22 protein-coding genes, 1 pseudogene and 1 riboswitch are annotated in these 24,840 nt (G+C 65.2%); of the genes and pseudogenes, 12 read left to right on the plus strand and 11 right to left on the minus strand.

Annotation, left to right across the window (positions count from 1 at the left end; all coding sequences use genetic code 11):
- Positions 1–1,800, minus strand: coding sequence for a CAP domain-containing protein (locus AB0O52_RS15180; RefSeq protein ID WP_364538922.1), 1,800 nt, complete (start codon positions 1,798–1,800; stop codon positions 1–3).
- Positions 1,801–1,934: 134 nt separating this feature from the next.
- Here AB0O52_RS15180 and dcd point away from each other — a divergent pair, with 134 nt between their 5' ends.
- Positions 1,935–2,510 (plus strand): dCTP deaminase, encoded by a 576-nt coding sequence (gene dcd / locus AB0O52_RS15185; protein WP_364538924.1) that lies wholly within the window; start codon positions 1,935–1,937, stop codon positions 2,508–2,510.
- Positions 2,511–2,562: 52 nt separating this feature from the next.
- Here dcd and AB0O52_RS15190 read toward each other — a convergent pair whose 3' ends face one another.
- From AB0O52_RS15190 to AB0O52_RS15220, 7 genes and pseudogenes are all read right to left on the minus strand, one after another.
- Positions 2,563–3,504, minus strand: a complete 942-nt coding sequence (locus tag AB0O52_RS15190; protein WP_364538926.1) for a hypothetical protein — start codon at positions 3,502–3,504, stop codon at positions 2,563–2,565.
- 127 nt (positions 3,505–3,631) lie between these two features.
- Positions 3,632–4,837, minus strand: a complete 1,206-nt coding sequence (locus tag AB0O52_RS15195) for a cation:proton antiporter (protein ID WP_364538927.1) — start codon at positions 4,835–4,837, stop codon at positions 3,632–3,634.
- A 5-nt stretch (positions 4,838–4,842) separates the two neighbouring features.
- Positions 4,843–5,325: a cation:proton antiporter regulatory subunit gene (locus tag AB0O52_RS15200; RefSeq protein ID WP_059389838.1), complete on the minus strand. Its 483-nt coding sequence runs from the start codon at positions 5,323–5,325 to the stop codon at positions 4,843–4,845.
- A 109-nt stretch (positions 5,326–5,434) separates the two neighbouring features.
- Positions 5,435–5,575: pseudogene (locus AB0O52_RS15205) on the minus strand (glucosamine-6-phosphate deaminase); the annotation flags it as partial.
- 21 nt (positions 5,576–5,596) lie between these two features.
- Entirely contained in the window at positions 5,597–7,120 is a 1,524-nt protein-coding gene (locus AB0O52_RS15210; RefSeq protein ID WP_364538929.1) for a glycoside hydrolase family 3 N-terminal domain-containing protein, read from the minus strand.
- Positions 7,121–7,183: 63 nt separating this feature from the next.
- Positions 7,184–8,350 carry an ROK family transcriptional regulator gene (locus tag AB0O52_RS15215; RefSeq protein ID WP_364538931.1) on the minus strand — a complete coding sequence of 389 codons (1,167 nt, stop codon included), beginning with the start codon at positions 8,348–8,350 and terminating at the stop codon, positions 7,184–7,186.
- A gap of 100 nt (positions 8,351–8,450) precedes the next feature.
- Positions 8,451–9,854 carry an MFS transporter gene (locus AB0O52_RS15220; RefSeq protein WP_364538933.1) on the minus strand — a complete coding sequence of 468 codons (1,404 nt, stop codon included), beginning with the start codon at positions 9,852–9,854 and terminating at the stop codon, positions 8,451–8,453.
- An 86-nt stretch (positions 9,855–9,940) separates the two neighbouring features.
- Between AB0O52_RS15220 and AB0O52_RS15225 the strand changes: the two genes are divergently transcribed.
- Genes AB0O52_RS15225 through mnhG form a run of 6 tightly spaced genes read left to right on the plus strand, consistent with a single transcriptional unit; the run spans position 9,941 to position 16,321 of the window.
- Complete coding sequence (locus tag AB0O52_RS15225) at positions 9,941–13,024, plus strand: Na+/H+ antiporter subunit A (protein ID WP_364538935.1); 3,084 nt, start codon at positions 9,941–9,943, stop codon at positions 13,022–13,024.
- Entirely contained in the window at positions 13,021–13,476 is a 456-nt protein-coding gene (locus AB0O52_RS15230; protein ID WP_364538937.1) for a Na(+)/H(+) antiporter subunit C, read from the plus strand. The genes AB0O52_RS15225 and AB0O52_RS15230 overlap by 4 nt, the downstream gene beginning before the upstream one ends.
- Positions 13,473–15,092, plus strand: a complete 1,620-nt coding sequence (locus AB0O52_RS15235) for a Na+/H+ antiporter subunit D (RefSeq protein WP_364538939.1) — start codon at positions 13,473–13,475, stop codon at positions 15,090–15,092. The genes AB0O52_RS15230 and AB0O52_RS15235 overlap by 4 nt, the downstream gene beginning before the upstream one ends.
- The gene (locus AB0O52_RS15240) at positions 15,089–15,655 is read left to right on the plus strand and encodes a Na+/H+ antiporter subunit E (protein ID WP_364538941.1); all 567 of its coding nucleotides are present in this window, start codon (positions 15,089–15,091) and stop codon (positions 15,653–15,655) included. Before AB0O52_RS15235 ends, AB0O52_RS15240 begins: the two co-directional genes overlap by 4 nt.
- Entirely contained in the window at positions 15,652–15,930 is a 279-nt protein-coding gene (locus AB0O52_RS15245; RefSeq protein WP_078107371.1) for a monovalent cation/H+ antiporter complex subunit F, read from the plus strand. The genes AB0O52_RS15240 and AB0O52_RS15245 overlap by 4 nt, the downstream gene beginning before the upstream one ends.
- Positions 15,920–16,321, plus strand: coding sequence for a monovalent cation/H(+) antiporter subunit G (mnhG, locus tag AB0O52_RS15250; protein WP_364538943.1), 402 nt, complete (start codon positions 15,920–15,922; stop codon positions 16,319–16,321). Before AB0O52_RS15245 ends, mnhG begins: the two co-directional genes overlap by 11 nt.
- On the opposite strand, the gene AB0O52_RS15255 is transcribed toward mnhG, so the two are convergent.
- Both AB0O52_RS15255 and AB0O52_RS15260 read right to left on the minus strand, forming a co-directional pair.
- The gene (locus tag AB0O52_RS15255; RefSeq protein ID WP_364538945.1) at positions 16,318–16,578 is read right to left on the minus strand and encodes a DUF4235 domain-containing protein; all 261 of its coding nucleotides are present in this window, start codon (positions 16,576–16,578) and stop codon (positions 16,318–16,320) included. The genes mnhG and AB0O52_RS15255 overlap by 4 nt on opposite strands.
- Positions 16,579–16,629: 51 nt before the next feature.
- Positions 16,630–17,376 (minus strand): NUDIX domain-containing protein, encoded by a 747-nt coding sequence (locus AB0O52_RS15260; RefSeq protein ID WP_364538947.1) that lies wholly within the window; start codon positions 17,374–17,376, stop codon positions 16,630–16,632.
- Between the two features lie 191 nt (positions 17,377–17,567).
- Positions 17,568–17,704, plus strand: a riboswitch (TPP riboswitch).
- A 74-nt stretch (positions 17,705–17,778) separates the two neighbouring features.
- Here AB0O52_RS15260 and AB0O52_RS15265 point away from each other — a divergent pair.
- The 4 genes from AB0O52_RS15265 to AB0O52_RS15280 all read left to right on the plus strand — a co-directional run bounded on the left by AB0O52_RS15265 (position 17,779) and on the right by AB0O52_RS15280 (position 22,495).
- On the plus strand, positions 17,779–18,408 hold the full coding sequence (locus AB0O52_RS15265) for an ECF transporter S component (RefSeq protein WP_364538949.1): 630 nt from the start codon (positions 17,779–17,781) through the stop codon (positions 18,406–18,408).
- On the plus strand, positions 18,408–20,042 hold the full coding sequence (locus AB0O52_RS15270) for an ABC transporter ATP-binding protein (RefSeq protein ID WP_364538951.1): 1,635 nt from the start codon (positions 18,408–18,410) through the stop codon (positions 20,040–20,042). The genes AB0O52_RS15265 and AB0O52_RS15270 overlap by 1 nt, the downstream gene beginning before the upstream one ends.
- The gene (locus AB0O52_RS15275) at positions 20,039–20,842 is read left to right on the plus strand and encodes an energy-coupling factor transporter transmembrane component T (RefSeq protein ID WP_364538953.1); all 804 of its coding nucleotides are present in this window, start codon (positions 20,039–20,041) and stop codon (positions 20,840–20,842) included. The genes AB0O52_RS15270 and AB0O52_RS15275 overlap by 4 nt, the downstream gene beginning before the upstream one ends.
- Positions 20,843–20,971: 129 nt before the next feature.
- On the plus strand, positions 20,972–22,495 hold the full coding sequence (locus AB0O52_RS15280) for a UDP-N-acetylglucosamine 1-carboxyvinyltransferase (protein ID WP_364538955.1): 1,524 nt from the start codon (positions 20,972–20,974) through the stop codon (positions 22,493–22,495).
- A 149-nt stretch (positions 22,496–22,644) separates the two neighbouring features.
- Here the strand turns inward: AB0O52_RS15280 and AB0O52_RS15285 are convergent, their stop codons facing one another.
- Positions 22,645–23,226, minus strand: coding sequence for a DUF559 domain-containing protein (locus AB0O52_RS15285; RefSeq protein ID WP_364538957.1), 582 nt, complete (start codon positions 23,224–23,226; stop codon positions 22,645–22,647).
- Between the two features lie 314 nt (positions 23,227–23,540).
- Between AB0O52_RS15285 and AB0O52_RS15290 the strand changes: the two genes are divergently transcribed.
- Positions 23,541–24,830: a glutamate--cysteine ligase gene (locus tag AB0O52_RS15290; protein WP_364538959.1), complete on the plus strand. Its 1,290-nt coding sequence runs from the start codon at positions 23,541–23,543 to the stop codon at positions 24,828–24,830.
- Positions 24,831–24,840: the final 10 nt, after the last annotated feature.

Genomic DNA, 24,840 nt, shown 5'->3' on the forward strand with positions numbered 1-24,840 from the left:
CTACTGCGCCAGCTTGAGTCCGCCCAAACCGGTGACCGGAGTGCTCGGCGTCGTGAGGCGTCCGCCGGTCAGGTCCCAATATTCGATCGTTCCGTTGCTCAGCAGGCCCGCGATTCCAGTGGTGTTGAGGCCCGTGACGCCTTTGAGCGAGCGCAATCCGGAGTAGTCGGTCCATCCGGTGCCCACTACCAGCCGGGCCTCTGACTTCGGCGTGGTGAGCCCGGAGCCGCGGTAGAGCCGCAGGTTCCCGTTTGCCTCCACTGCCAGCAGGTCCTGGAAGCCGTCGGCGTCGTAGTCCACCATACTGAGGCGGATGGCACTGACGCCCGAGCCTACTTGGGTCCGCCCCACCATGCCGGTGAGCCCCTGGTTCCGGTATAGGTAAAGCGCGCCGCTGGAATCAACGGCGAGAATTTGCGGGAGTCGGTTGTTGCCGCACCAAGTGCCCACCGCCATGGTCATCGATTGCCAACCCGAGGAGCCCAACATCACCGGGGCTTTGAATCCGCCATTCACCACCCCGGGGTAGAGCAGGAGCCTGCCGTCCAGCATTTGGACGAGGACGTCGATCACGCCGTCGCGATCCCAATCCGTGGTCATCACTTCTTTCGCCCCGGCGAAGCCGGAGCCGACCGTCCGGGCGGGACCGAACGTGCCGTTGCCGAGTGCCGGGTAGTCCCTTAGGTTGCCCGAAGGGTCGACGGCGACCAGGTCACCCGCGCTGCGGATGGCCGCCGCACTGAGGTCCAGCGTGGGCGGCTGGTGCTTCACGATGGGGTCGCAGACGGTCGGGGCAGGAAGTTGGGGAGGGGCTGTGCCCGCGCCAGGGCTGTTGACGGTGCCGGCGGGAAGCGTCGTATAGCCGAAGAGATTGACCACGCCCCACATCGTGTAGCTATTGGGGGTGGTCTGGTAGTTGCCGTCCGTGAAGGTGATCCCGACGCCAATCACGTTGAAACGGGGATCACGCAGCAGCGCGTCGTGGGCCGGCGAGCCTTTCCACCATTCGACAAGCTGGGCGGCGTTCCGATCCCAGCGGACCGCGATGATCTCGCCCGCGCCGTTGTTGGGATTCAAGGCCCTGGGATCGGTCCAGAAGTTGCTGCGGTGTTCAATCACCTGGCGGCTGGCAATGTTGTTGGACCAGTCCTGCGAAAGAGTGGAGACCGTGGGGTTGTACTTCACCGGATTCAAGCCAAGCGACGTCCTGTAGGCATTGATGGCATTGAACACGGCCAGCACCTGGGCGGAATTGTCGTCGTTGACCAATGCTTGCGCGGAGACCAGCGGGACGGCTGCGGGGGAGGACTTCGTCGGGGCTTGAGTCGGATCCGGCTGCGGGACTCCCCCTGGCTGGCTGCCGGGGAGCGGATCCGGGCCGGATGCCGGCGGGATGGAGGGCACCGGGGGCGGGCCGCCCACTGCCTGGGGCGACGTGCCGTTGCCCGGGGCGACGGCGGGGCTTGCCTGTGCGGGCGGGGTCGCCGCTTGGGCGGCTGACGCAGTGCCCGCACCGGCGGGGGATGCAGCGGGGGCGGCTGCAGCTGCTGGTCCTGCGGGGGTGGGCGCCGTGGCCGTTGGTGACCCCGGCACAGGTGCGGCCTGCGGAAGGCCGGATCCAGACGGCGGTGCGGACGCCGTCGTCGGACTTTCAGCGCCTGCGGTGGTGCTTGAGGTGGGAGGCGCGACGGCGGCAGTTCCTGCGAGCGGGAGCGGTACGGCCAGCGGGCCGGAGGCAGGGGCCATCACCGCGAGAAGGCAGGCCGCCAACACGGCAACGGGCACCGCAATTCGTCTCAATGTTTCCCCAGATTCGCGTCGTGCCACCGTTCCCCAAAGGCAACAGCGGTAACGGTAGTCTACGTGGTGCACTATAGTCCCATACGCCACTCCGGCACCACGGGGTACGGGGTGCATACGGTACTTTTGATCCTGTGCTGATCTCTGACCGCGACATACGTGCCGAAATCGACTCCCGACGTATCGTCCTGGAGCCCTACGACCCCGCGATGGTTCAGCCGTCCTCGGTGGATGTGAGGATTGACCGCTTCTTCCGGCTGTTCGACAACCACAAATACGCCCACATCGACCCCTCGGAGGAGCAGCCTGAGCTGACCCGCCTAGTTGAGGTCGAGGGCGACGAGCCCTTCATCCTGCACCCGGGCGAGTTCGTGCTCGGTTCAACCTACGAGACCGTGAGCCTGCCGGACGACGTCGCCGCACGACTTGAAGGAAAGTCTTCGCTGGGGCGCCTCGGCTTGCTGACGCACTCCACGGCGGGCTTCATCGACCCCGGATTCTCGGGCCATGTGACGTTGGAACTCTCCAACGTCGCGACGCTGCCCATCAAATTGTGGCCCGGCATGAAGATCGGCCAGTTGTGCTTCTTCCGGCTGTCGTCGGCCGCTGAGTATCCCTATGGTTCTGGCGGCTACGGCAACCGTTACCAAGGCCAGCGCGGCCCCACCGCGAGCCGCAGCCACCTGAACTTCCACCGGACGGCCGTTTAGCCGCTCGAGACGTGAGATCTCGCCGCTTTGAAGGTACGAAAAGGCCGAGATCTCACGCCTCGCTGACCCACCCGGCGCGGCCAAGGGCGGCTCGCACTCGGTGTACGACGCCGTTGAACCCGAACGCTTTCACGTGTCGTGCCGTGATGGTCACCGAGGTCCAGCCGATCGCTGCAATGGATTCGTCTCGGCGAATGTCCGATTCCTTCTGCTCGGCCGTCAGGTGGTGGCTGCCGTCGTAGTTGACGGCCACTTTGTACCGGGGGAAGGCCAAATCCGGCCACGCCAGCTCGCGGCCACTTGAATCCTGGACAACAAACCGCAATTCAGGTTCCGGCATTCCCCGCCGGCCGATGGCAAGCCGGAGCTTGGTTTCCGGTACGGAGTCGGCGCCAACCCTCGCGAGTTCCAGTGCCAGCCAGGCGTTCCTGCGTCCACGGATGCCAGGGTTTCCGACCACTTGCAAACGCAAGTCCTCAAGGGTGCAAAGCGCGGCTCGGTTGTGGCCGAAACTGCGGGATTGTCTGCAGATGAAGTGGTCGGCCGCAGCCACGAGATCGTCCAGGGGCAGCAACGCTGCCAAATCAAGCCACGTTCGGGCCGGACTCGTTACAGGGACGCCGTCAATGGTCCGGCGATCGGCGGCCTCCAAAGCTACTCTGCGCCCGGCGACCCCCTTGCGAACTGGCCGGTTCCCGCCGTCCCACCGGAGCAAATGCACCAGCGGCTGGCGTTCGAGATCCAAGGGGAGGGGACAGCGCCACAGGATCGCCGCCGTCGGGCCGCAACACACCGTCCCGGGCGAGATGCGCGTCAGTAGGCGCACTGTATGGGAAAGCTCCTGGGCGGCGCCCCAAGGAACACGGACTCCACGGCTGGCCACGCGAAGATCCTTGTTCCATGCCCGGTTATCCGAAACCCCCGCATCGCGTTGCTCAGAGAGCGTGAACGAGCGGCCCCTGAGGGCTTCAGGAAGAGGTCGGGGCCTGCGCATGCACCAATTCTTGGCACAACGCAGGGGCCCCCAACGGGTTATCCACAGTGGGGAGGAATAGTGCCGGCCCGCCTACAGATCGAGAGGTGAGATCTCGCCTCTTTGAAGGCTCGAAAAGGCCGAGATCTCACGCCTCGAAGGACGCAATGGGCTCCGATGCCTTCGGTTTGCGCGGGGACTTGCGGAAGGCCTTGACTGTCGGTTCCACAAAACGGGCCGCGAGCGGTCCGATGATGGCCATGAGCAGCACGTACGCGGTGGCGAGGGCGGCAAGTTCCCGAGGGACGGCCCCGGAGGTCACGGCCAGGCCTGCAATGACAATCGAGAATTCGCCGCGCGCAATCAAGGCGGCTCCCGCGCGGAAACGGCCAGGCACGGCGATCCCTGCCCGCTTTGCCGCCCAGAATCCGGTCAACACCTTGGTCACGGCTGTCGCGAGAGCCAGGAGCAGCGCCCAGCCCAGCACTGGCGGGATGCTGGACGGGTCCGTGTTGAGGCCGAAGGCTACGAAGAAGATAGCTGCGAAGAGATCCCGCAGAGGTTCGAGGATCCTCGTAGCGTTGTGGGCGGTTGCCCCCGAAATGGCAATGCCCAGCATGAATGCGCCCACGGCCGCGGAAACCTGGAGGGCGGACGCGATGCCGGCCACCAGAAGTGCTGCCCCGAGGAGATTGAGCAGGAAGACTTCGGAGTTTTCGCTGTGCACGGCCTGGGATACCCGATGGCCGTGTTTCAGGGCCACCACCAGCACGAGGGTGACGACGGCCAATGCAATACCCACCGTCTGGAGCCCGCCCAGGAAGCCCACGCCTGCGAGGATCGCAGTCAGGATCGGAAGGTAGATGGCCATGGTGAGGTCTTCGAACACCAAGATGGCCAGCACCACTGGTGTTTCGCGGTTACCGATCCGGCCGAGGTCCGTGATCACCTTCGCGGCGATGCCGGAGGAAGAAATATAGGTGACACCGCCCATGACGATCGCGCCCACAAGTCCCCAGCCGAGCCCCGCGGCGATGCCGGCGCCCGGTAAGAAGTTCAACACCAGGTCCAACACGCCGGCTTGCCAGGAGCGCCGCAGTCCGGTGACGAGTTCTGCGGCCGTATATTCCAAGCCGAGCATCAACAGGAGCAGGATGACGCCGATTTCGCCGGAAAGATGGGCGAACTCGTGCATGCCATCAAGCTTGATCAATCCACCCGCCCCGAACGCCAGTCCACCCACCAGATAGAGCGGAATGGGGGACATACCGATCCTGCCCGCCAAACGCGCCAAGAGGCCGAGACAGAAGACGACTGCGCCCAGCTCAATGAGGGTCAGGGCCAGGGGGTCCATGGACTTCAGCCGTTGCGCAGAATGGCAGCCGCAGAGTCAAGACCTTCCTGCGTACCGACAGCCACCAGCAAATCACCCGTGTGAAGGACGACGTCGGGAGCCGGTGAGGGAACCACTTCGCCTTCGCGCATGATCGCCACGATCGATACACCGCTGCGGGTGCGGATCTGGGCTTTGCCCATGGGCTGGTTGTTAAAAGGGGAGTCCGCGGTGATGGAGAACTGCCGCGTGACAATGCCCGGGATTTCCTTGTGGGCTTCGGCCAGGCGCATGGCGATGTGCTGCCCGCCCAGGAGGTTGCCCAGGGCGGCGGCTTCGTCTGCGGTCAAGGGGATGGATGCCTGGCAGGTATCGGGATCGTCCCATGTGGAGACGAAAAGCTCGGTCTCACCTTCCCGCATCTCGACAACACCGATCCGGCGTCCCGAGGCCGTGATGAAATCCTTGCGGACCCCGAGGCCAGGAAGTTCTGTCTCATCCACGTTCATAAGACCACCCTAGCCCTCTTGAAGGGGCGGCGGAATGACGCCACTCGAGCCGCTGCGGAAAGCGGTGTGCGCCCTTCTAGGGGGTCAGCGCAAGTCCGAGCGCGGCGTCGTCGTGCTCGAAGAACCGGGCGTTGTCCTGCCTCGTGCGGGCCGTCAGCCGCTTCAGCCGGGTGCGGGAGGACAGGGAGGACCCGGGCTCGTTGAAGCCCACATGGCCGTTGGCGCCCGTGCCCAGGATCAACTTTCTGTCGTTAGGTGATGCGCGCTGCGGTCAGGGTCTGACGCTGCTGTTCAACAGCTCCGTCAGGGCCTGTGAGACCGTGAGGGACGCGCCATAGGTGACGATGTCCGCCCCGCCGCGCGGCCAGCCGCACTCGACGGCGATCACCGCGTGCCCCTCCGCCCTCAAACGGGCAAACACGGTCCACAGCGGGTGCTCGGCATCCAGACCGCGTCCGACGACGGCGACCCGCGCGCCGTCGGGCACCTCGCCTTCGTGGACCACGGTCGAAGTCGTGGCAGCGGGGCCCCACGGCACGCGGCCGACGGCGAAATTGGACCCGGTTTCAACCTGGACGATCGCCACGGGTTCTTCCCGTGCAAGCCACCTTTGGGCTGCTTCGGACACCTCGAAGGCCTCTGCGATGCGCTCGCCGTCGATCGGCTTCGGGTGGCCGGGACCACCGGAAAGCTGCGGCTGGCCCTGCAGGCCGAGCTGGCCCCTGATGGCGGCCTCCTGGATTTCCGCTGCGGTGGCAGCAGGGAAACGCGAGGACAGTCCGGCCGTGCGGGCAACAGCGTCTGCGAGGCGCTCCATGGGCAAGCGCCCCTCTTCGACGGCATCGGCGATCGCGGTGAGCGTCTGTTCGAAGAGGGCCGGCCCTGTTTCGGAGCCAAGGCACAGCAGGTCCGCCCCGGCGATCAGTGCGCGGACGGCTGCTTCCGGAACGCCGGTCTGGGCGGACGCGCCGGCCATATCGAGGGCATCCGTGATGATGACGCCGTCGAACCCCATCTCGCGGCGGAGCAGGTCCTGCAGGATGCGCGAGGAGAAGGTGGCGGGGTGGTCCGGGTCGAGGGCTTCGACCAGGATGTGGCTGGTCATGACCGTGGCGCCGTGAGCGGCGACGAGTGCACGGAACGGGACGAGTTCGCGCGCATCCAGTGTTGCGGCGTCGGCCGTGACCCGGGGGAGCGCCAGGTGGGAGTCCGTGGTGGTGTCGCCGTGGCCAGGAAAATGCTTGGCACAGGAGGCCACACCGGCGTCTTCGAGCCCGCGGATCCAGGCGGCAGTGTGCCGTGCCACCAGATCCGGTTCGGCCCCGAAGCTGCGCACGCCGATCACGGGATTGTCCGGGGCGGAATTGACGTCCGCATCGGGGGCCAGGTTCAAGTTGATTCCCAGGCCTGCGAGTTCGTGGCCGATGGCGCTGGCGCTGGCAGCGGTCAGTTCGACGTCGTCCAAACGCCCGAGCACCGCGTTTCCGGGCTGCGTTGATCCCGTGAGGTAGTGCAGCCTCGTGACGTCGCCGCCCTCTTCGTCGACGGCGATGAGGGTGTTCGGGGAATGCGCGCGGAGCCCCGCGCAGAGCTCGCGCAACTGGACGGGGGACGCAACGTTGGTGCCGTAGAGGCACACAGCCGCCAGCCCGGCGTCGTACGCTTCAAGGATCCAGACCGGGACGGCGATGCCGGTGAATCCGGGCATGAGGGTGCCTGCCGCGAGGCGGCGGAGGTGGGTGCGGGCGGGCCCGGTGGCAAAGGACTGAGTAGCAGGGGACTGAATTGTTTCCATGTCCGGTTCCTTCGAAGGATGCTTGGCTGGTTAGTCAGGGTTGGAAACGGCGGGGCGGGGCACTCAGGCCACGCCAAGCTGGTTCCACAGGACCATCACGGCGGCTCCGCGCAGGACAATGTCCTGTGCGTCTGCCGCGAGACGGACGGACACCGGTGAAGGGTCCTGGTGCAATAGCCGCTCAAGCAAGGTCTGCTGGACGGCGTTGAGAAGGGGGCCTTCCAAAAGCTCCCGGGGTCCGCTGAGGACCACTTCGCCCAAATCGAGGGCGCCAACCACGGGCGCGAGGGCGATGGCGAGCCGCTCGCCTGCCTCCCGGAGTACGACGTCGGCTGCGGCGTCCGGTGTGGAACTCGCCGCCGCTTCGGCCAGGGCCCGTTCGAGGCTGGGGACGGACATCCAGGTTTCGAGGCAGCCCGTCTTACCGCACTTGCACAAGCTTCCGCCGTCGGTGCCGACCGTGACGTGGCCGATTTCTCCCGCTGCGGAGTGGGCGCCGCGGGCGCGCCTGCCGCCCACGATGAGTCCCGAACCGACACCGCGGCCGATTTTCACGAGGACCATGTCGTCACTGCCGCCGCCGAAGGTGTGGTCCGCGTGGACTGCGGCGTCGGCGTCGTTGGAAACGAGGGTCGGAAGGCCAGTGCGCTCCTGGAGGAGATCGCGCAGGGCGACGTCCTTCCATTCGAAGTTGGGTGCCGTGGTGACTACGCCGTCCGCGTTGACGATGCCGGGGGTCCCGACGCCGATGCCCAACAACGTGGCGGTGGCGCGCCCGACAGCCTCCGAAGCGAGTTCGAGGACCTGGTGGACGACGTCCGGCCCGGTTTCCTCGGAGAGGGAACGCTCGACCCGTTCGAGGATGTTTCCGTCGAGGTCCAGGACGGCGGCACGCAGCACGGCATTTTCCGCCAAGTCCATGCCGATCACCTGGAGGCCCCGGCGGTTGATGTCCACCAGGATGGCCGGCTTCCCGGGGCGGACTTCATCAGAGTGACCCAGTTCCACGACGTGTCCGCGTTCCAGGAGGTCCGAGACGAGGTCCGATACCGTGACGCGCGTCAGGCCAAGGGTCCGGGACAGATCCGCGCGGCTCATCGCTCCTGCCGAGTGGAGCGTCTGGCGTACCAAGGAGAGGTTGTGGGCGCGCCCGTCGGAAGGCAGGGTTGCTGCGCCGGTTCTATCGGGGCGCTGGCGGTCGGTGTGAGGCCGGTCACGAAGGGCTTCCATGTCAGTTAGTAAACTCTACTAACAATTAGAAATCAAGGGTTTCGGCGAAAGCACAGGCTCAGCGAACGGGAACGGTGGCTCAGCGAACGGGAACGCTGGCTCAGCGAACGGGAACCGTGGCGATTTCCGTCTTGTCGGGTGATTTGACGGGCAGGATCACCAGCAGGCCGGCCAAGAGCACCACCATGATGCCCAGGATTCCCCAGCGTTGGGCCCCGCCCGGGACCACGAAGGGGGTCGCCAGGGTGATGCACAAGGTAAAGAGCGCCGGTGCCAGGAAGCTCACCGCCCTGCCGGTGGTGGCGTAGAGCCCGAACAGTTCGCCTGATTCGCCGTCCGGCGCCAGCCTCGCGAGGTAGGCGCGGGAGGAAGCCTGGGCTGGTCCCACGAAGAGGCAGAGGAAGAGCCCGAACACCCAGAAAGTGGTGCTGCCTGCCCAGTGGGCTCCGAAGAACACGTAGTCGCCATTGCCGAGCGCCAGGATCGCCGTTCCCGCTACCAGGAGTCCTAGAAGGGAGATGACGATGACGGCCTTCGGTCCGATCCTGTCGTCCAGGGATCCGCCGATCATGGCTCCGACGGCGGCCACCACGTTGCCGAAAATGGCGAAGAAGATGACTTGTTTGAGCTCGAAGCCAAAGGTTCCGGCAGCAATGACTCCGCCAAAGGTGAAGACCGCCGCGAGGCCGTCCCGGAAGATCGCGCTCGCGAGCAGGAAGTAGATCGTGTGCGGGCTCGTTCGATAGATGGCCCTGATCCGGCGGACAAGCAAACCATAGGAGGCCAGGAACCCGAGCCGGGATTCCGGTTTCTTGACTGAGAGTTCCGGAACGGCGAAGAGGACCGGTAGCGCGAAGATGAAGAACCAGAGCGCCGAGAAGACAGCCACGAGCCTGATATTCAGGCTGTCCTGGGTGGATGCCCCGAACCACTCAAAAGAAGGCTGGACGAAAAGCTGCAGCACCACGAGCAGCGCGACAATTCCGCCCAGGTATCCCATTCCCCAGCCGAATCCGCTCACTTTGCCGATATTGGCTGGGGTGGAGATCTGGGCCAGCATGGCGTTGTAATTGACCCCGGCGAACTCGAAGAACACATTGCCGAGCGCAACCAACGAGACGCCCAGAAGCAGGAACTCGGGCTTGGGGAATACGAAGAAGCACAAGCCTGTGAGGACGGCCACGAGTGCCGTGTTGACGCCGAGCCACAGCTTTCGGCGTCCGCCGGAGTCGGAGCGCTGGCCGGTGACGGGCGCCAGGAGGGCAATCGCGACGCCGGCAATCGCCAAAGCGGCACCCAACGCCGCCGACGCGGAGTCTTCCCCGCCAAACGCCTTGGATGTCAGGTAGACCGTGAACACGAAAGTGGTCATGACGGCATTGAACGCCGCGGAACCCCAGTCCCAGGATGCCCACGCAAGGATCTGGCCCTTGTTCGACAGGGCGGGCCCTGAAGCAAGCTCGGATGCCGGGTGCGGGGCCTCAGGCGCAGTTGCCATGTTCATGGTTGATAAACTACCTGCACCGAACCCAACGTTTGACCGCCTGCTCCAACTTTTGACAACTTATTCCTGACTTTGCGGAGATTCCAGTGATCACAGTTCTTGCCGTGACCTTTGCAGCGGCAACTGTGGCGCCCTGGATCTTCCGGAAACTTCAGCGGAACGCCTTCTACGTCCTCGCAGCGGTTCCCGCTGCCGCCTTTATCTGGCTGCTCCTTCAGTACGACCGGATCTATCCCGGCCAGAGCCTTCCGGGCCCCGGGGACCCCACCGGCGGCTTCATCGAAGAGACCCTCCCGTGGATCCCGAACCTCAAGCTCGAATTCGCCTTCCGGATGGATGTCCTGGCGTGGGTGATGTCCTTGCTGGTCCTGGGGGTCGGCGCGTTGGTCCTGGTCTATTGCGCGCGGTACTTCAAGAACAAGGATGCCGACCTCGGCGGGTTCGGGGCCCAACTTCTTGCCTTCGCCGGGGCAATGTTCGGCCTGGTGATGGCGGACGACCTCCTGATGATGTTCATCTTCTGGGAACTCACCACCGTCCTGTCCTACCTGCTGATCGGCTATGCGCGCACCCGCCTTTCCGCGCGGCGCTCGGCTTTGCAAGCCCTCATGGTCACCACTGCCGGTGGGCTGGCCATGCTCGTCGGCCTCATCATTCTGGGCCAGGCCGCCGGCACATACCGTATTTCGGCGATCATGACTCAAGCGGCCATCCTCGTCACGGGACCCGCGCAAGGGGCGGTCGCTGCCGCCATCGTACTCATCCTGGTAGGTGCGGTTACCAAATCGGCGCTGGTCCCTTTCCACTTCTGGCTCCCGGGTGCCATGGCCGCACCCACCCCGGTGAGCGCCTACCTGCATGCGGCGGCCATGGTGAAGGCCGGTATCTACATCGTCGCGCGCATGGCTCCGGGGTTCAGCGAAAGCCCCTACTGGTTGCCGCTGGTGCTCGGGCTTGGCCTGGCGACGATGCTGGTGGGCGGCTACCGCGCGCTTCGCCAGACCGACGTCAAGCTGATCCTGGCTTATGGAACCGTCAGCCAGCTCGGGTTCCTCACCATGGTGGTGGGCCTCGGCCGGCCCGACGCCGCACTGGCCGGGCTCGCGCTTCTCCTGGCTCACGGACTCTTCAAAGCTTCGCTTTTCCTCGTGGTGGGCATCATCGACCACCAATCCGGCACGCGCGATATCCGCAAACTCTCGGGGGTGTACAAGTCCTCCCGGGCGCTCGCCATCGTGGCGGGCATTGCCGCCGCTTCCATGGCCGGCATACCGCCACTGGCAGGGTTCGTGGCCAAGGAATCCGTGTTCGAAGCGTTCGTCCACTACGGCACTGGCACTGCTTACCAGCCCTGGGGAATGATCCTCCTCGTCGGCCTGGTCCTGGGGTCCATCCTCACGTTCGCTTACAGCGCCCGCTTCATGTGGGGCGCTTTCGCCACCAAGCCAGGCGTGGACCGGACGCCGTTCAAGGCCATCCAGCCATCGTTCCTGGCGGCGCCCGCCATCCTGAGCCTCCTCACCATTGTGTACGGCCTGTGGCCGGATCCCGTTGACGGCTGGATCCAGCCGTATGCGGCGCTCTTTATAACGCCCGACGCCGGAACAAACCCGGCCAGTGCCAGCCACCTTGCGCTGTGGCACGGACTGACTCCCGCCTTGGGACTGACCGCAGTGACGTTCGCGGCCGGCGTCGTGATGTTCTATGCCCGTAACTTCGTGTCGCGGGCGCAAAGCCGCGTCCCGGACTGGGTGGACGGCGATCGCGCCTACCAGCGCACCATCGGGGCGTTGGACGACGTCGCCGTGTGGGTCACCGGGCGCACTCAACGCGGTTCCCTCTACTTCTACCTTGCGGTCATCCTCACCGTGGCGTTCGCCCTCCCGCTCACGGCCCTCATCGCGGCCAACAAGCCACTCCCGGGCGGTCTCTTTCTGATCGACCCGAATTCCCCGCTCCAGCTCATCGCCGCGGCAGGAATCGTTGTTGGCGCGCTCGCCGCCGTTCGCGCCAACAAGCGCTTCCTCGCCGTGCTGATGGTGTCCGTCACCGGCTACGGCATCGCGCTCATGTTCGCATTGCAGGGAGCACCGGACCTCGCCTTGACGCAAATGCTGGTGGAGACCATCATCCTGGTGGCCTTCGTGCTCGCGATGCGCAGCCTCCCTCCGGAGCTCCGGGACCGCACCGGCGGCAAATACCGGGTGGTTCGCGTCATTATCGGCGTGGCGTTCGCGGTCACCATGATCTTCGTGGCGATCTACGCGATGGGCGCCCGCATTGCCGAGCCCGTCTCGCTCTCCTTCCCCCGGCTGGCCTACGAAGGCGGCGGCGGACTCAACGTGGTCAACGTGACGCTGGTGGACATCCGGGCGTGGGACACCTTCGGTGAGATCTCGGTGCTGGCAGTCGCCGCTACCGGCGTCGCGAGCTTGATCTTTGTCCGCAGCAGGGGTGAGCGCCTCAACAAGGCCGCCACGATTCCCGAAGGCACGGTGGGAAGGCGCGCCGGCACCGGGGGCAGTTCGCGCGAGGACGCTTCGCTGGCACTCGTGCGCAAGTTCGCCGGTTCCCTGGCCGACCCCTGGCTGGTGGCCGGCCGAACCCTGGCACCGGAACGGCGTTCCATCATCTTCGAAGTGGTCACGCGGCTGATTTTCCACTCGATGATCGTCTTCTCCGTGTACCTCCTGCTGGCCGGACACAACCTTCCGGGGGGCGGCTTCGCCGGCGGACTCACGGCCGGACTCGCCCTGACCATCCGCTACCTCGCCGGCGGACGGTTCGAGTTGCGGGAAGCCGCACCGATCAGTGCCGGCATGCTGCTGGGAACCGGTCTTGCGACGGCGGCCGCAGCAGGCTTCGTGCCGCTCCTCCTGGGCGGCCAGGTGTTCCAGAGCGCCATCATCGAGTTCTGGCTACCACTGTTCGGTGACATCAAGTTCGTGACCTCCACGATCTTCGACATCGGCGTGTACCTCGTGGTCGTGGGCCTGGCCCTGGACGTGCTGCGCAGCTTGGGAGCCGAGATCGACGAACACTTCGAAGAGACCGCCAGCGGAGACACCAGGGCTTCACGGGACACCCGCGCCGAAGCACCCACCGCCAGTTCGACGTCGGCAACCACTTCGACGTCGGCAATCGCGTCGCCCGGGAAGGGGACCCCATGAGCGTCAACTTGACCTTGTTGATCGTCATGGGAGTGCTCTACGCCTGTGGCATCTATTTGATCCTGGAACGCAGCCTGACCCGCGTCCTCCTGGGGCTCATGCTCCTTGCCAACGCGACCAACCTGCTGATCCTCGCCACGGGAGGATATGCCGGACTTGCCCCGCTCTTCAGCAAATCGACGGATCCGCGGGACTACAACGATCCTTTGCCGCAAGCCTTGATCCTGACGTCGATCGTGATTTCCTTCGCGGTGACGGCATTCATGCTCGGCATCATCTACCGGACCTGGGCGTTGGCACGCCAAGACGACATCCAGGACGACGCCGAGGACCGCCGGGTCGCGAAGACGCCCAGCTTTGACGCCGAAGACGATTCCGTGGTTCCCGAGGAAACGTCCGAATTCCCGGTCACGGCAGTCACCGAAGCAGCCAAGGAAGGGGGGCTCCTGTGAACATCGCCAGCCTGGCGCCGCTCGCCGTCGTACTTCCCATCCTCGGTGCCGCACTGACGTTCGCCTTGAACAGGAACCCGCTGGCCCAACGCGCGGTCAGCATCGGTTTGTTGTCCCTTACCCTGCTCCTGGAATTCTGGCTCCTTGCCTCGGTATGGACCACGGGCACCGCATCGGTCACCCTGGGTGGCTGGCAGCCGCCGTTCGGGGTGGTGATGGTGGTAGACCAGTTCTCCTCGCTCATGTTGGTGGTCTCTTCCGTCATCAGCCTCGCGGTGCTCATCTATGCCACCGGCCAGGGCATGGCCGACGGCGACCGCGAGGCACCCGTGTCGATCTTCCACCCGACCTACCTGATCCTGGTGGCCGGCGTCTCGAACGCCTTCCTCACAGGTGATCTCTTCAACCTGTACGTGGGCTTCGAGATCCTGCTGACGGCGAGCTACGTGCTCATGACGCTCGGCGGCACCGGCCCGCGCATCCGCGCCGGAGTGACGTACGTGGTGGTTTCCGTCGTCTCTTCAGTGTTGTTCCTGATCGCCATCGCGATGATCTACGGAGCCACCGGGACCATCACCATGGCCGATCTCGCGATCAAGCTGGGCGGACTGGACCCGGGCACCAGGAACCTGCTCCATGTCATGCTGCTGGTGGCCTTCGGCATAAAGGCTGCCGTGTTCCCGCTGTCCTTCTGGCTGCCCGACTCGTACCCGACCGCGCCAGCACCGGTCACCGCCGTCTTCGCCGGCCTGCTCACCAAGGTGGGCGTCTACGCCATGGTCCGCACGGAGACCCTGCTCTTCCCGGGCGACACCTTGAATGCCCCGCTCATGGTGGTGGCGCTCCTGACTATGCTGGTGGGCATTCTCGGCGCCATAGCCCAGAGCGACATCAAACGATTACTCTCCTTCACCTTGGTCAGCCACATCGGCTACATGGTGTTCGGGCTGGCCATGTCGTCGGTTGCCGGGCTCGCGGCCGCCGTCTTCTATGTGGCCCACCACATCACGGTCCAAACGAGCCTGTTCCTCGTCACTGGCTTGATCGAGCGCCGCGGTGGCAGCTCCTCCATGGACAGGCTGGGCGGGCTTGCGAAGCTGTCTCCGCTTCTCGCGCTTTTGTTCTTCATTCCGGCGATGAACCTTGCCGGAATCCCGCCTTTCTCCGGGTTCCTGGGGAAGCTCGGACTCCTGCAGGCTGGCATTGCCCTCGGGACACCGCTGGCCATTACCTTGGTGGTGGGCGGCGTTGTCACCAGCCTCTTGACCTTGCTGGCAATTGCCCGCGTCTGGAACCGCGCATTCTGGCGGAAGCCCGAAGACGCCGAGTACCCGGCCGCGGCCCTCAAGGACACGGCAGCCATCGGCCTGCTTCCGCGGACGATGGTAGGGCCGACGGCCGCACTGGTGGTCTTCGGCGTGGCGCTGACCGTCTTCGCCGGTCCGCTGTTCCAATTGGCCGGGAACTCCGCGGAACAGATGCTGGACCGCACGGCCTACATCCATTCCGTGCTCGGCGGGAGCGCCAAGGTTCCGCAGATCGCTGCACCGCAAGGTGACGCGCCCGCCGGGGCTTCGCCGGGCGCGCCGACTCCTGTGCAGGGAGGCGGCAAGTGAGCCGCAAGCGGATTTCGTTCCGCACCGAGTTGCCCCTGCTCGTCTGGCTGGTGGTTGTCTGGGGTGCGCTCTGGCGGGATTTCAGCCCGGGCAACCTGGTGTTCGGTGCGCTGATCGCGGTGGTGGTAGCCAGGATCTTCTACTTGCCTCCCGTAGAGCTCAGCGGACGATTCAACGTGCTGCGCGCCATTCCCTTCGCCGTGGTGTTCCTTGGCAAAGTGGTGGCCGCGAGCTTCCAGGTCATGTACTTGGCGGTCTTCCGAGGGCCTTCGGTAACCAACGCCGTGGTCGCGGTTCCCCTGCGTAGCCGTTCCGACCTCATGGTGACCGCCACCGGGCACGTGATTTCGCTGATTCCGGGTTCTTTGGTGGTGGAGGTGGACCGTTCCACGTCCACGCTCTACATCCACGGGCTCAATGTCCGCAACGATGCGGACACCGCCAAGCTGCGCAAGGAAGTCCAGGATACGGAGGCCTCGCTGATCCGGATCATGGGTACCCGCGCGGAAATGGACGCACTCCAGGCCGAAGGCAGGCCTGCAACGAGGGGAGCTGGTTCGTGAAAGACATCGTGCTCATCGTTACGGCGGTGATTCTCAGCCTCGCGGCGGCAGGCGCGATCTACAGGATCGCCGTCGGGCCTTCCTTGCTGGACCGAGTGCTCGCCTCAGACGTGCTGCTCGCCATACTGGGCGCCGCGTTGGCCATCGACATGGCGGTCAACAGGCACCTCAACAACCTCGTGCTGCTCGTCGCACTGACGCTGATCGGGTTCGTTGGCTCGGTGACGGTGGCCCGCTTCGTGGCCGATCGGAGAGGACAGGTCAATGACTCCTAATGCCACGGGAGTTGATGGCGTCATCGATGCCGTTACTGCGGTCCTGCTGATAGCGGGAGCGCTGATGTCATTGGGGGCAGCAATCGGGCTGTTGCGTTTCCCGGACCTGATGAGCCGCATGCACGCAGCTACCAAGCCGCAAGTGCTGGGGTTGTTCCTCGTCTTGGCGGCCATCGGGCTGCAGATGCGCGAATGGTGGGTATGGCCGATCCTTGCCGTCGCCTGGATTTTCCAATTGCTGACAGTGCCCGTGTCCGCACACATGGTGGGCCGCGCTGGCTACCGCACCAAGCACCTCCACCCCGAGTTGCTCAGCATCGACGAACTCGAGGCCGTGGTGCTGCGGGCTGCCGGTCAACGGGCCGCGGAGGAGGCTCAAGAAGAGTCCTAGACGATGTCCTGCGTCTTCGAGAAGCGCGAGATGGCGCGCTGGGTACTGCGGCTCGCGAAAACCTGGATGACGGCGCTGACAGTCGCCGAAATCAGGGCGAAGGTCAGAGCCGAGCGCAGGCTTGCCTCCATGTCATCGTGACCCTTGGGAGGCTTCTTGCCTGTGGACTTTTCCCACAACGCATTGACGAGCTTGGTGCCGACAAAGCCTGCACCGATGCTCACGCCAGTGCCGAACAGTTTGATGAGGAGGTTCATTCCGGGACTCCTTGCGGGACGAAACAGGACTGTCCCCAGCCTAACCCCACTTCAGGGCAGTTCCGGAGCAACGGATGGCGCTTGGCGCCTCAGCCGGAAGAACTCCTCCAGGGCTCCTGGCTTCGGGCGGACGGGCACGATGTCACGGTCCTCCGCCAGTATCGCTTCCACCGTGCCGAGGGCGAGGAGCTCATCCAGCAACGCCAGCGTGGGCGGCATAAGTTTGAGGGTTCCGGTGGCTTCGGCGTCCAGGATTCCGCGGACCGGCATCCACAAGGACGATGACGCTTCCGTGGTTTGGTGCTTTGGGCCGGCACCGGAAAGCGGGCAGGCAAGGTAGAAGTACGTGTCGAAGCGCTTGGGTTGGTCTGCCGGGGTGACCCAGTTGGCCCACGGGCGGAGGGTGCCGGCGTCGAGCTTCAGCCCGGCCTCTTCAAACACCTCGCGCTGCGCGGCCGCCAGCACCCGGCCGGCGTTGAACCGGGCGGTAGAAGGCTCGACGGCTATGCTGCTCCGGTGCCATGCCGAGGCGTGCCGCTCGGCCACGTCGTCCGCGAAGTCCCAGCCGGAGCTGTCCGCCTGGTCCACTCGTCCCCCGGGAAAGACGACCATGCCGGCGGCGAAATCCATCGTGGTCACCCGGTGCTGGACGAACACTTCCAGCACGCGCCCGGCATCCGCGGGTATCTCCGGGCCTGCCGAAACTGCGTGGCCGGGGGTCTCGCGGACCAGGATCACGCTCGCGGCGAGCCTTGGTTCGGCCACCGTGGTGCTGTTCACTTCGCTAATGACTGCCAAGACCGCTCCTTTGCCCGCGCTGCGTCACATTCTGCTGGATCATTCTCCCAGTTTCTGCGGCCGCCCGCGCCATTCCGGGCCGGCCTGCGCCCACCCGGCGAGTGATCCAGCAGAATCCGTCGTTACTCGTTCCGGCACAGCGCCCGCAACCCCGTCAAGGTGTAAACTGAACCACGCCCAAAAGGGTGGATTGATAACGACAGGGGAGCGCCGCCGTCGGGCCCGCAGCAATGCGGCACGGAGGACGGGCGCTGAGAGTGCGGACAGCCGCAGACCCTCGAACCTGATCCGGCTAGTACCGGCGCAAGGGAGTCGAGTTCTCATAGTGTCCGGACCGGCGTGGCGGAAACCGCCCGCAGGCAACCGGAAACACTTTCCCCTCCTGTTCCTCAGGAGGACAAAATGACTGGTATTTCTGCAAGGCCGGGCCTCACCAAGCCTGGTTACAATTGGCGCGTCGTGGACATCGTCGTGGCGGCACTGATCTCGATCGCCGGTGGCGTGATCTTCTGGGCGTGGGACCAGATGGCTCTGGTTGCCACGCCTATGTCCGCGGGCTACCCTCCGCTGAGCGGCCTGATCGCCGGCGGTTGGATGATTCCGGCAGTGCTGGGCATGCTCATTGTCCGCAAGCCCGGTGCGGCGATTTTCTGCGAGACCGTTGCCGCCACCAGTGAACTCATCATGGGTTCGCAGTACGGCACCACGGTCCTGATCTCGGGCCTGCTCCAGGGTCTCGGCGCGGAACTCATCTTCCTAGCCTTCATGTACAAGAAGTTCAACCTACCGGTGTCGCTGCTGGCCGGTGCCGGTGCGGGCCTCTTCTGCGGTCTGAACGACTCCTTCCTGCCGTGGGGCTGGAACATCGCCTACGAACCCGGCGACAAGCTCGCGTACATCGTGTTCTGCACGATCTCCGGTGCCGTCATCGCCGGTGCCCTGGCCTGGATCGCGACCCGCGGCCTGGCCAAGACCGGTGTCCTGAGCGCGTTCGCGTCCCGCAAGGCCGCCTCGGAGCCTGTCTTTTCCTGATGCCCAGTCCTGATTCCGGCACCTCCGCTGTGGTGCGACCTGCCGCCATTTCCGCGCAAGGGTGGGGCTGGCGGCACGCTGGCCGCACCACGCAGGCCATCCACGCCTTGGACCTGGACATCCGCCCAGGCGAGCGCGTGCTCCTGCTTGGCCCCTCGGGCGCAGGCAAGTCGACGCTCCTGCATGCCCTCGCGGGCGTGCTGGGCGAGGAAGGTGACGACGCCGATGAGACCGGCTCGTTGCTGGTGGACGGCGTTTCGCCGAAGGCCCGGCGGGGCCGTGCCGGACTCATGCAGCAGGATCCCGAAACCCAGGTGGTGCTTTCCCGGCTGGGCGACGACGTCGCGTTCGGCGCCGAGAACCTTTGCGTGCCGCGGGAAGAGATCTGGAAGCGGGTCCATGAAGCGCTCGACGACGTCGGGCTGCGGAATAGTGCCAGCGGCAACTTTGCGCCCGACCACCCGACGTCGGCCCTCTCGGGCGGACAGAAACAGCGCCTTGCCCTGGCCGGAATCCTGGCGATGCGCCCTGGCCTGATCCTCCTGGACGAGCCGACCGCCAACCTGGACCCGGCCGGCGTGCTGGAAGTCCGCGATGCCGTGGGCCGTTGCCTGGACAAGACAGGCGCCACGTTGGTGGTGGTGGAGCACCGGGTCTCGGTCTGGAAAGACCTCGTGGACCGGATCGTGGTCCTCCAGCCGGGCAGCTCGTCCTCCGAGGGAGCGTCCACGCCGGGCATGCTCCTGGACGGCGATCCGGACACCGTTCTGGCGCAAGCAAGGGACATGCTCACTGCTGCGGGCGTCTGGGTGCCCGGGTACGTTCCGGCCACCCGGCCACGTTCCGGAACAGCAGCCGGTTCGGGAAGAGCCGCAGGCTCCGGAACAACCGCAGGCTCCGGGGCGGGGAGCGCGGGAGAGCTGCTGCTCGCCACCCAGGAGCTCGCGGTATCACGCGAACGGCCGCGGCGCCGGGGGTTCAAAACCATCCCGCCCCTTCCCGTGCAGGCCGGGCTCGACGCCGAAGTCTTCGCCGGGCAGGCGCTGACCATCACGGGCCCCAACGGGGCCGGAAAGTCGACCTTCGCTTTGACCCTAGCCGGCCTGTTGGCGCCGGTGTCCGGTACGGTGACTGCCGCCGTCGGGCTCAGTGACGGCGCCGGAACCGATCCGTTCAAGTGGAAAGCCCAGCAGCTGATCTCCCGCATCGGGACCGTGTTCCAAGAGCCCGAGCACCAGTTCGTCACCGGCCGCGTGCTTGATGAGCTCATGTTCGGCCCCAAGCACCTTGGCCACGGCGAGGATCGGGTGGACGAGTTGCTGGAGCGGTTGCGGCTGGGGCATCTCGTGGACGCCAATCCCTATACGCTCTCCGGGGGTGAAAAGCGGCGGCTGTCCGTGGCCACGGTGCTCGCTGCCCACCCCCGCGTCCTGGTGCTGGACGAACCGACTTTCGGCCAGGACGCGAACACTTGGGCCGAGCTTGCGTCGTTCCTGTCCGAACTGCTCGACGCCGGAACGTCCGTGGTTTCCGTGACCCACGACCAGGAATTCAGCGCTGTCCTGGGCGGCACCGAGATGCGGCTCGAGCCCGCGTTCCAAGGCGGGGCCCGGCAGGAAGCGGGTGCGGCATGAGGGAAGCCCTGACCCTGCGCGGCAATAATGCCCTCCTGACACGCGCGAATCCGCTGGCCAAGTTCGTCTCTGTCTTTCTGATCACCTTGGTGTTGGCGTTGTCCATCGACTTGGTGTCCGCCTCGACGGCGCTCCTCGGCGAACTGGCGCTGTTCCCCCTAGCGGGGCTCACCGTGCGCTTGCTGTGGCAGCGCGGCTGGCCCCTGATCATGGCGGCAGCGCTTGGCGGCTGGAGCACCGCGATCCTGTCGGCCGACAGCGGCAGGATACTGCTCGACGTCGGGATCTGGTCGATCAGCGAAGGCTCGCTTCAGCTGGGACTCGGGTTCATGCTGCGCGGCTTGGCGATCGCACTGCCGGCCATCCTCCTGATGAGCTGCACCGACCCCACCGACCTCGCCGACGCCCTGGCGCAGAAGGCGAAACTGCCGCACCGTTTTGTCCTGGGCACCTTGGCCGCGCTGAGGCTCGTGGGGCTCATGGCGGAGGAGTGGCAGACCATCGGCATGGCACGGCGCGCGCGGGGTGTCGGCTCGCACGGGAGCCCGCCGCAACGCTTCAAGGCCATGCTCGGCCAAAGCTTCGGGCTGTTGGTCCAGGCGATCCGTCGGGCGTCCCGCTTGGCTGTGACCATGGAAGCGCGCGGCTTCGGCGGTGGACGCCGGACCTGGGCGCGCGAATCCACCTACAGCCGCCTGGACCTTTGGGTCCTGGCCGGCGGTTTGTTCATCGCAGCCGCGGCCGTACTGGCCGCTCAATGGGCAGGTACCTGGCACTTCGTCTGGTTGAAGCAGGGCTAGCTTGCTTACGGGGGCAGCTGTCAACCCTTGACAACGTGTATATCGCACGAGACGACTATCATGCCCTAGATTTGGAGTGTTGCAATACAAGACCTTCGGTCGATAGACCATTTGTGATATTTTTTGGTTATGACGCAACCGACTGCCGAACATGTAGGTCTCCTTCTTCGCGACGCCCGTAGTGAAAAGGGCTGGACACAGGGGCAGCTCGCCTCGGAACTGGGCACCAGCCAAAGCGCCATTGCCCGAATGGAACAGGGCAAGCAGAATCTCAGCCTCCGCATGATCGAACGCCTTGAGTCGATCTTTGGGCGAACCATCGTCAAAGTCGGCAAACGGCAGATGACCCACCTGCGCGTGGAGGGCGGACGCACGCTCTCCGGCTCCGTGGACGTCAACAGCAGCAAGAATGCCGGCGTCGCTCTGCTTTGCGCGAGCCTCATCAACCGCGGCACCACCACCTTGCGCCGGCTGGCCCGGATCGAGGAAGTCAACCGGATCGTCGAGGTTTTGACCTCCATCGGTGTCGAGTGCACCTGGCTGAACGGCAACGACCTGCGCATCCGTCGCCCGGAAACCCTTGACCTCGCCTCCATGGACGTGGAGGCTGCTCGCCGCACCCGCAGCGTCATCATGCTGCTGGGCCCCCTCCTCGATGAAGCGGCCTCGTATCAGCTGCCCTACGCCGGCGGTTGCGATCTTGGGACTCGAACCGTGGAACCGCACATGCAGGCGTTGCGGCAGTTCGGACTCTCGGTGGAGGCCAAGTCCGGCTTCTATTCCGTGCAGGCCCCGCCGGCCGACGCCGACCACCGCACCTTTGTCCTCACGGAGCGCGGTGACACCGTGACGGAGAACGCCATCATGGCCGCCGCGCACCGCAGCGGTACCACCGTGATCCGCAATGCCAGCCCCAATTACATGGTGCAGGACCTCTGTTTCTACCTGCAGGGGCTCGGTGTCGTGATCGACGGCATCGGGACAACCACCCTGAAGATCACTGGCCGCCCGGCGATCGACGTCGACATTGAGTACTTCCCGTCCGAAGACCCGATCGAGGCCATGAGCCTCATCACCGCGGGCATCGTGACCAACTCGGAGGTGACCGTCTGCCGGGTCCCCATCGAATTCATGGAGATCGAACTGGCCACACTTGAGCAGATGGGCCAGCAGCTCGACATCTCCGGCGAGTACTTTGCCCGCAACGGACGGACGCGCCTGGTGGATGTCACCACCAAGCCATCACGGTTGCGTGCCCCGGAGGACAAGATCCATCCGATGCCGTTCCCCGGGTTGAACATCGACAACTTGCCGTTCTTCGCGGTCATCGCCGGCAACGCCGAGGGCCAGACCATGATCCACGACTGGGTCTACGAGAACCGGGCGATCTACTTGACCGAGCTCAACAAGCTTGGCGCCCAGGTGCAACTGCTCGATCCGCACCGCATCTACGTCAATGGCCCCACCAAATGGCGCGGCGCGGAAGTCGGATGCCCTCCGGCACTCCGACCCGCAGCGTGCCTGCTCTTGGCCATGCTGGCGGCCCGTGGCACGTCAGAGTTACGCAACATCTACGTGATTGAGCGCGGATACGAGGACCTGGCCGAGCGCCTCAACACCATTGGCGCCAAGATCGAGTACTTCCAGGACTGACTAGGTCGGATTTCGGGGCGGGACTCGGACTTCGCGTTGCGAACGGAACATTCTGCTGGATCACCCAGAGCGTGCTTCCTCCCAGGCGCGGAAACTCTGGGTTGTCCGTTCCACCGGAGGCGGTGATCCAGCAGAATCCGCCGTTGCGGTCACTTCCGTACGCTGTACAGGGCCAGGACGGCACGGATTTCCTCCATCACCTGCTCCGGGTTGTTCCAGATCTTCTCGGGGGCGAAGCTCAGGACGTCAAAGCCACGTACCTGGGCAGCGTTCAGTCGTGCCATGTCTTTCCTCCATGCCTCCCGGGAGCTGTGGAAGGCATAGCCATTGACTTCAACGATCAACCGCCTGCCAATCAAAAAGTCGACCCGTCCGACACCGCGGATATGGACTTGGCGGCGGAATGGCAGGCCTTCTGATTCGAACAGCAGGCGGGCGCTGATTTCGGGTACGGATTCGGACAGTCCGTCTGCCTTTGCCAACAGCCTTCTGGCGTTTCCGTAGTAGTCGGCAGAGATCTCACTTTCGAGCATGGCCTGCGGGATGCCGAACTGCCGCATGGCCGACTGTGCAATGGAAATAGCATCCACGTCCGGCAAACAGGTCAGAGCGTGAATGACGGTGTCTTCTACGGATGCCAGGGGGACGGCATTCTCCGGAGAGAGGCGAAGCCCGCCGTGCCTGACGAAACCGTTGCCCCGGCAGTGCCGCGTAGCCAGATGCAAGCGCATGGGCTTGTCTTTGATCCACAGGCCGTAGCGTAAAGCTGCACTCGCGCACGTGACATGCCCGTTGTTGAGGATTGCCGTGAGGTATTCCGTGTCCGCTGACGGGAGGGCGACGCAGGGGCTGACGTCCCAAGGAATGTGCCGTATGTGGATGAGCTGGCCGACATTCTGCTGGATTACCCCGGGGTGGCTTCCGCTAATCCCCGGAAAATGGGGGCATATCATCCGCCGGGCAGGAGTGATACAGCAGAATCCTTCGGGCGGGCCGCGAAATCCCGCTCTGTCTTGGCGAGGCTGCCATGGCGCACAATTGATCCGTGCGCACATTTGGTGTGGAAGAGGAATTGCTGATCGTCGATCCCGTGACCGGCGAGCCGCTCGCGCTTGCCGACGCGCTCCTCTCAGGCCCCGCCCAAGACGGCCCCGCCCAAGGCAGCCCGGCCCAGGACGGCCCGGCCCAAGACAGCCCCGCCCAGGATGGCTCCGACGCCGGTCCTACCACTGAGGAGATCGACGGCCCTGATACCGGCCTGAGCCACGAGCTTAAGCTTGAGCAAATCGAAACCCAGACCCGGCCATGCCGCACTTACGCCGAGCTCCTGCACCAGATCCGCAGGGGGCGGGGCCTCGCGAGCCATGCCGCTCGGCGCCACGGCGCAAGGATCGCAGCGTTGGCCACCTCGCCCGTGGACGCCGCTTTGCACACCACTCCGGATCCCCGGTATGCCATCATGCTGGAGCGCTTCGGCATCACGGCGCACGAACAGCTCACGTGCGGATACCATGTACACACTTCGATCGAGTCCCCCGAGGAAGGCGTGATGGTCCTGGACCGCATCCGGGACAAGCTCGCTGTCTTCACGGCCATCAGCGCCAATTCACCGTACTGGCGAGGGCTCGCTACCGGCTTTGAGAGCTACCGGACGCAGGCGTGGAACCGCTGGCCTTCGTCGGGGCCGTCGGCCATCTTCGGTTCCTTGGCTGCGTACCGGCGGGTTGTCAGGAGGCTCATCGAAACGGGAGTGTTGCTGGACGAGGGGATGGTTTACTTTGACGCCAGGCTGTCCCGGCACGTGCCGACCGTGGAGGTTCGGGTGGCCGATGTCTGCCTGAGGGCCGAGGATGCGGCCCTCATCGCGGTGCTCGTCAGGGCCCTGGTTGAGACGTCCGTTCGTGAGTACCACGCCGGAATAGAGCCGGCCGCCGTGCCCACGGCGCTTTTGCGGATGGCGTCCTGGCAGGCAAGCAACTTCGGACTCCGCACCGAGCTGTTGGACTTTGGAACCTTCCGCCCGGAGCCCGCCGCGGACGTCGTCTGGTCGTTGGTGGAGTATCTGGAACCTGTGCTCGCCGAACAGGGCGAATTCGACTTGGTCCAAGCCGGCGTGGCGGCCATCCTGGGCCGCGGCAACGGCGCCATCGAACAGCGTGGTGTTGCCGAGCGCTGGAGCGAGAGCAACGGGGGCACGCCCGACGCCGCCGGGCTGGCCGCCGTCGTCGAGCACGCCGTTCAGATCACGATGCGCTCCGAGAAGGACGAGAGCGACACCAAACCGCAGCCCGTCCTTACGTGGGTGCGCCAGGACTGGCGCGAAGCGCCGGGTTAACCAGGTGCCT

The sequence above is a fragment of the Arthrobacter sp. NPDC080073 genome (genome assembly GCF_040686575.1).
Lineage (GTDB): Bacteria > Actinomycetota > Actinomycetes > Actinomycetales > Micrococcaceae > Arthrobacter.

Excerpts from the sequence above, each read along its gene's own strand:
- AB0O52_RS15190 (WP_364538926.1), bottom strand. The coding sequence starts at position 3,504 with ATGCGCAGGCCCCGACCTCTTCCTGAAGCCCTCAGGGGCCGCTCGTTC.
- AB0O52_RS15195 (WP_364538927.1), bottom strand. The coding sequence starts at position 4,837 with ATGGACCCCCTGGCCCTGACCCTCATTGAGCTGGGCGCAGTCGTCTTC.
- AB0O52_RS15200 (WP_059389838.1), bottom strand. The coding sequence starts at position 5,325 with ATGAACGTGGATGAGACAGAACTTCCTGGCCTCGGGGTCCGCAAGGAT.
- AB0O52_RS15210 (WP_364538929.1), bottom strand. The coding sequence starts at position 7,120 with ATGGAAACAATTCAGTCCCCTGCTACTCAGTCCTTTGCCACCGGGCCC.
- AB0O52_RS15215 (WP_364538931.1), bottom strand. The coding sequence starts at position 8,350 with ATGGAAGCCCTTCGTGACCGGCCTCACACCGACCGCCAGCGCCCCGAT.
- AB0O52_RS15220 (WP_364538933.1), bottom strand. The coding sequence starts at position 9,854 with ATGAACATGGCAACTGCGCCTGAGGCCCCGCACCCGGCATCCGAGCTT.
- AB0O52_RS15230 (WP_364538937.1), top strand. The coding sequence starts at position 13,021 with ATGAGCGTCAACTTGACCTTGTTGATCGTCATGGGAGTGCTCTACGCC.
- mnhG (WP_364538943.1), top strand. The coding sequence starts at position 15,920 with ATGACTCCTAATGCCACGGGAGTTGATGGCGTCATCGATGCCGTTACT.
- AB0O52_RS15255 (WP_364538945.1), bottom strand. The coding sequence starts at position 16,578 with ATGAACCTCCTCATCAAACTGTTCGGCACTGGCGTGAGCATCGGTGCA.
- AB0O52_RS15265 (WP_364538949.1), top strand. The coding sequence starts at position 17,779 with ATGACTGGTATTTCTGCAAGGCCGGGCCTCACCAAGCCTGGTTACAAT.
- AB0O52_RS15270 (WP_364538951.1), top strand. The coding sequence starts at position 18,408 with ATGCCCAGTCCTGATTCCGGCACCTCCGCTGTGGTGCGACCTGCCGCC.
- AB0O52_RS15275 (WP_364538953.1), top strand. The coding sequence starts at position 20,039 with ATGAGGGAAGCCCTGACCCTGCGCGGCAATAATGCCCTCCTGACACGC.
- AB0O52_RS15280 (WP_364538955.1), top strand. The coding sequence starts at position 20,972 with ATGACGCAACCGACTGCCGAACATGTAGGTCTCCTTCTTCGCGACGCC.
- AB0O52_RS15285 (WP_364538957.1), bottom strand. The coding sequence starts at position 23,226 with ATGCGCTTGCATCTGGCTACGCGGCACTGCCGGGGCAACGGTTTCGTC.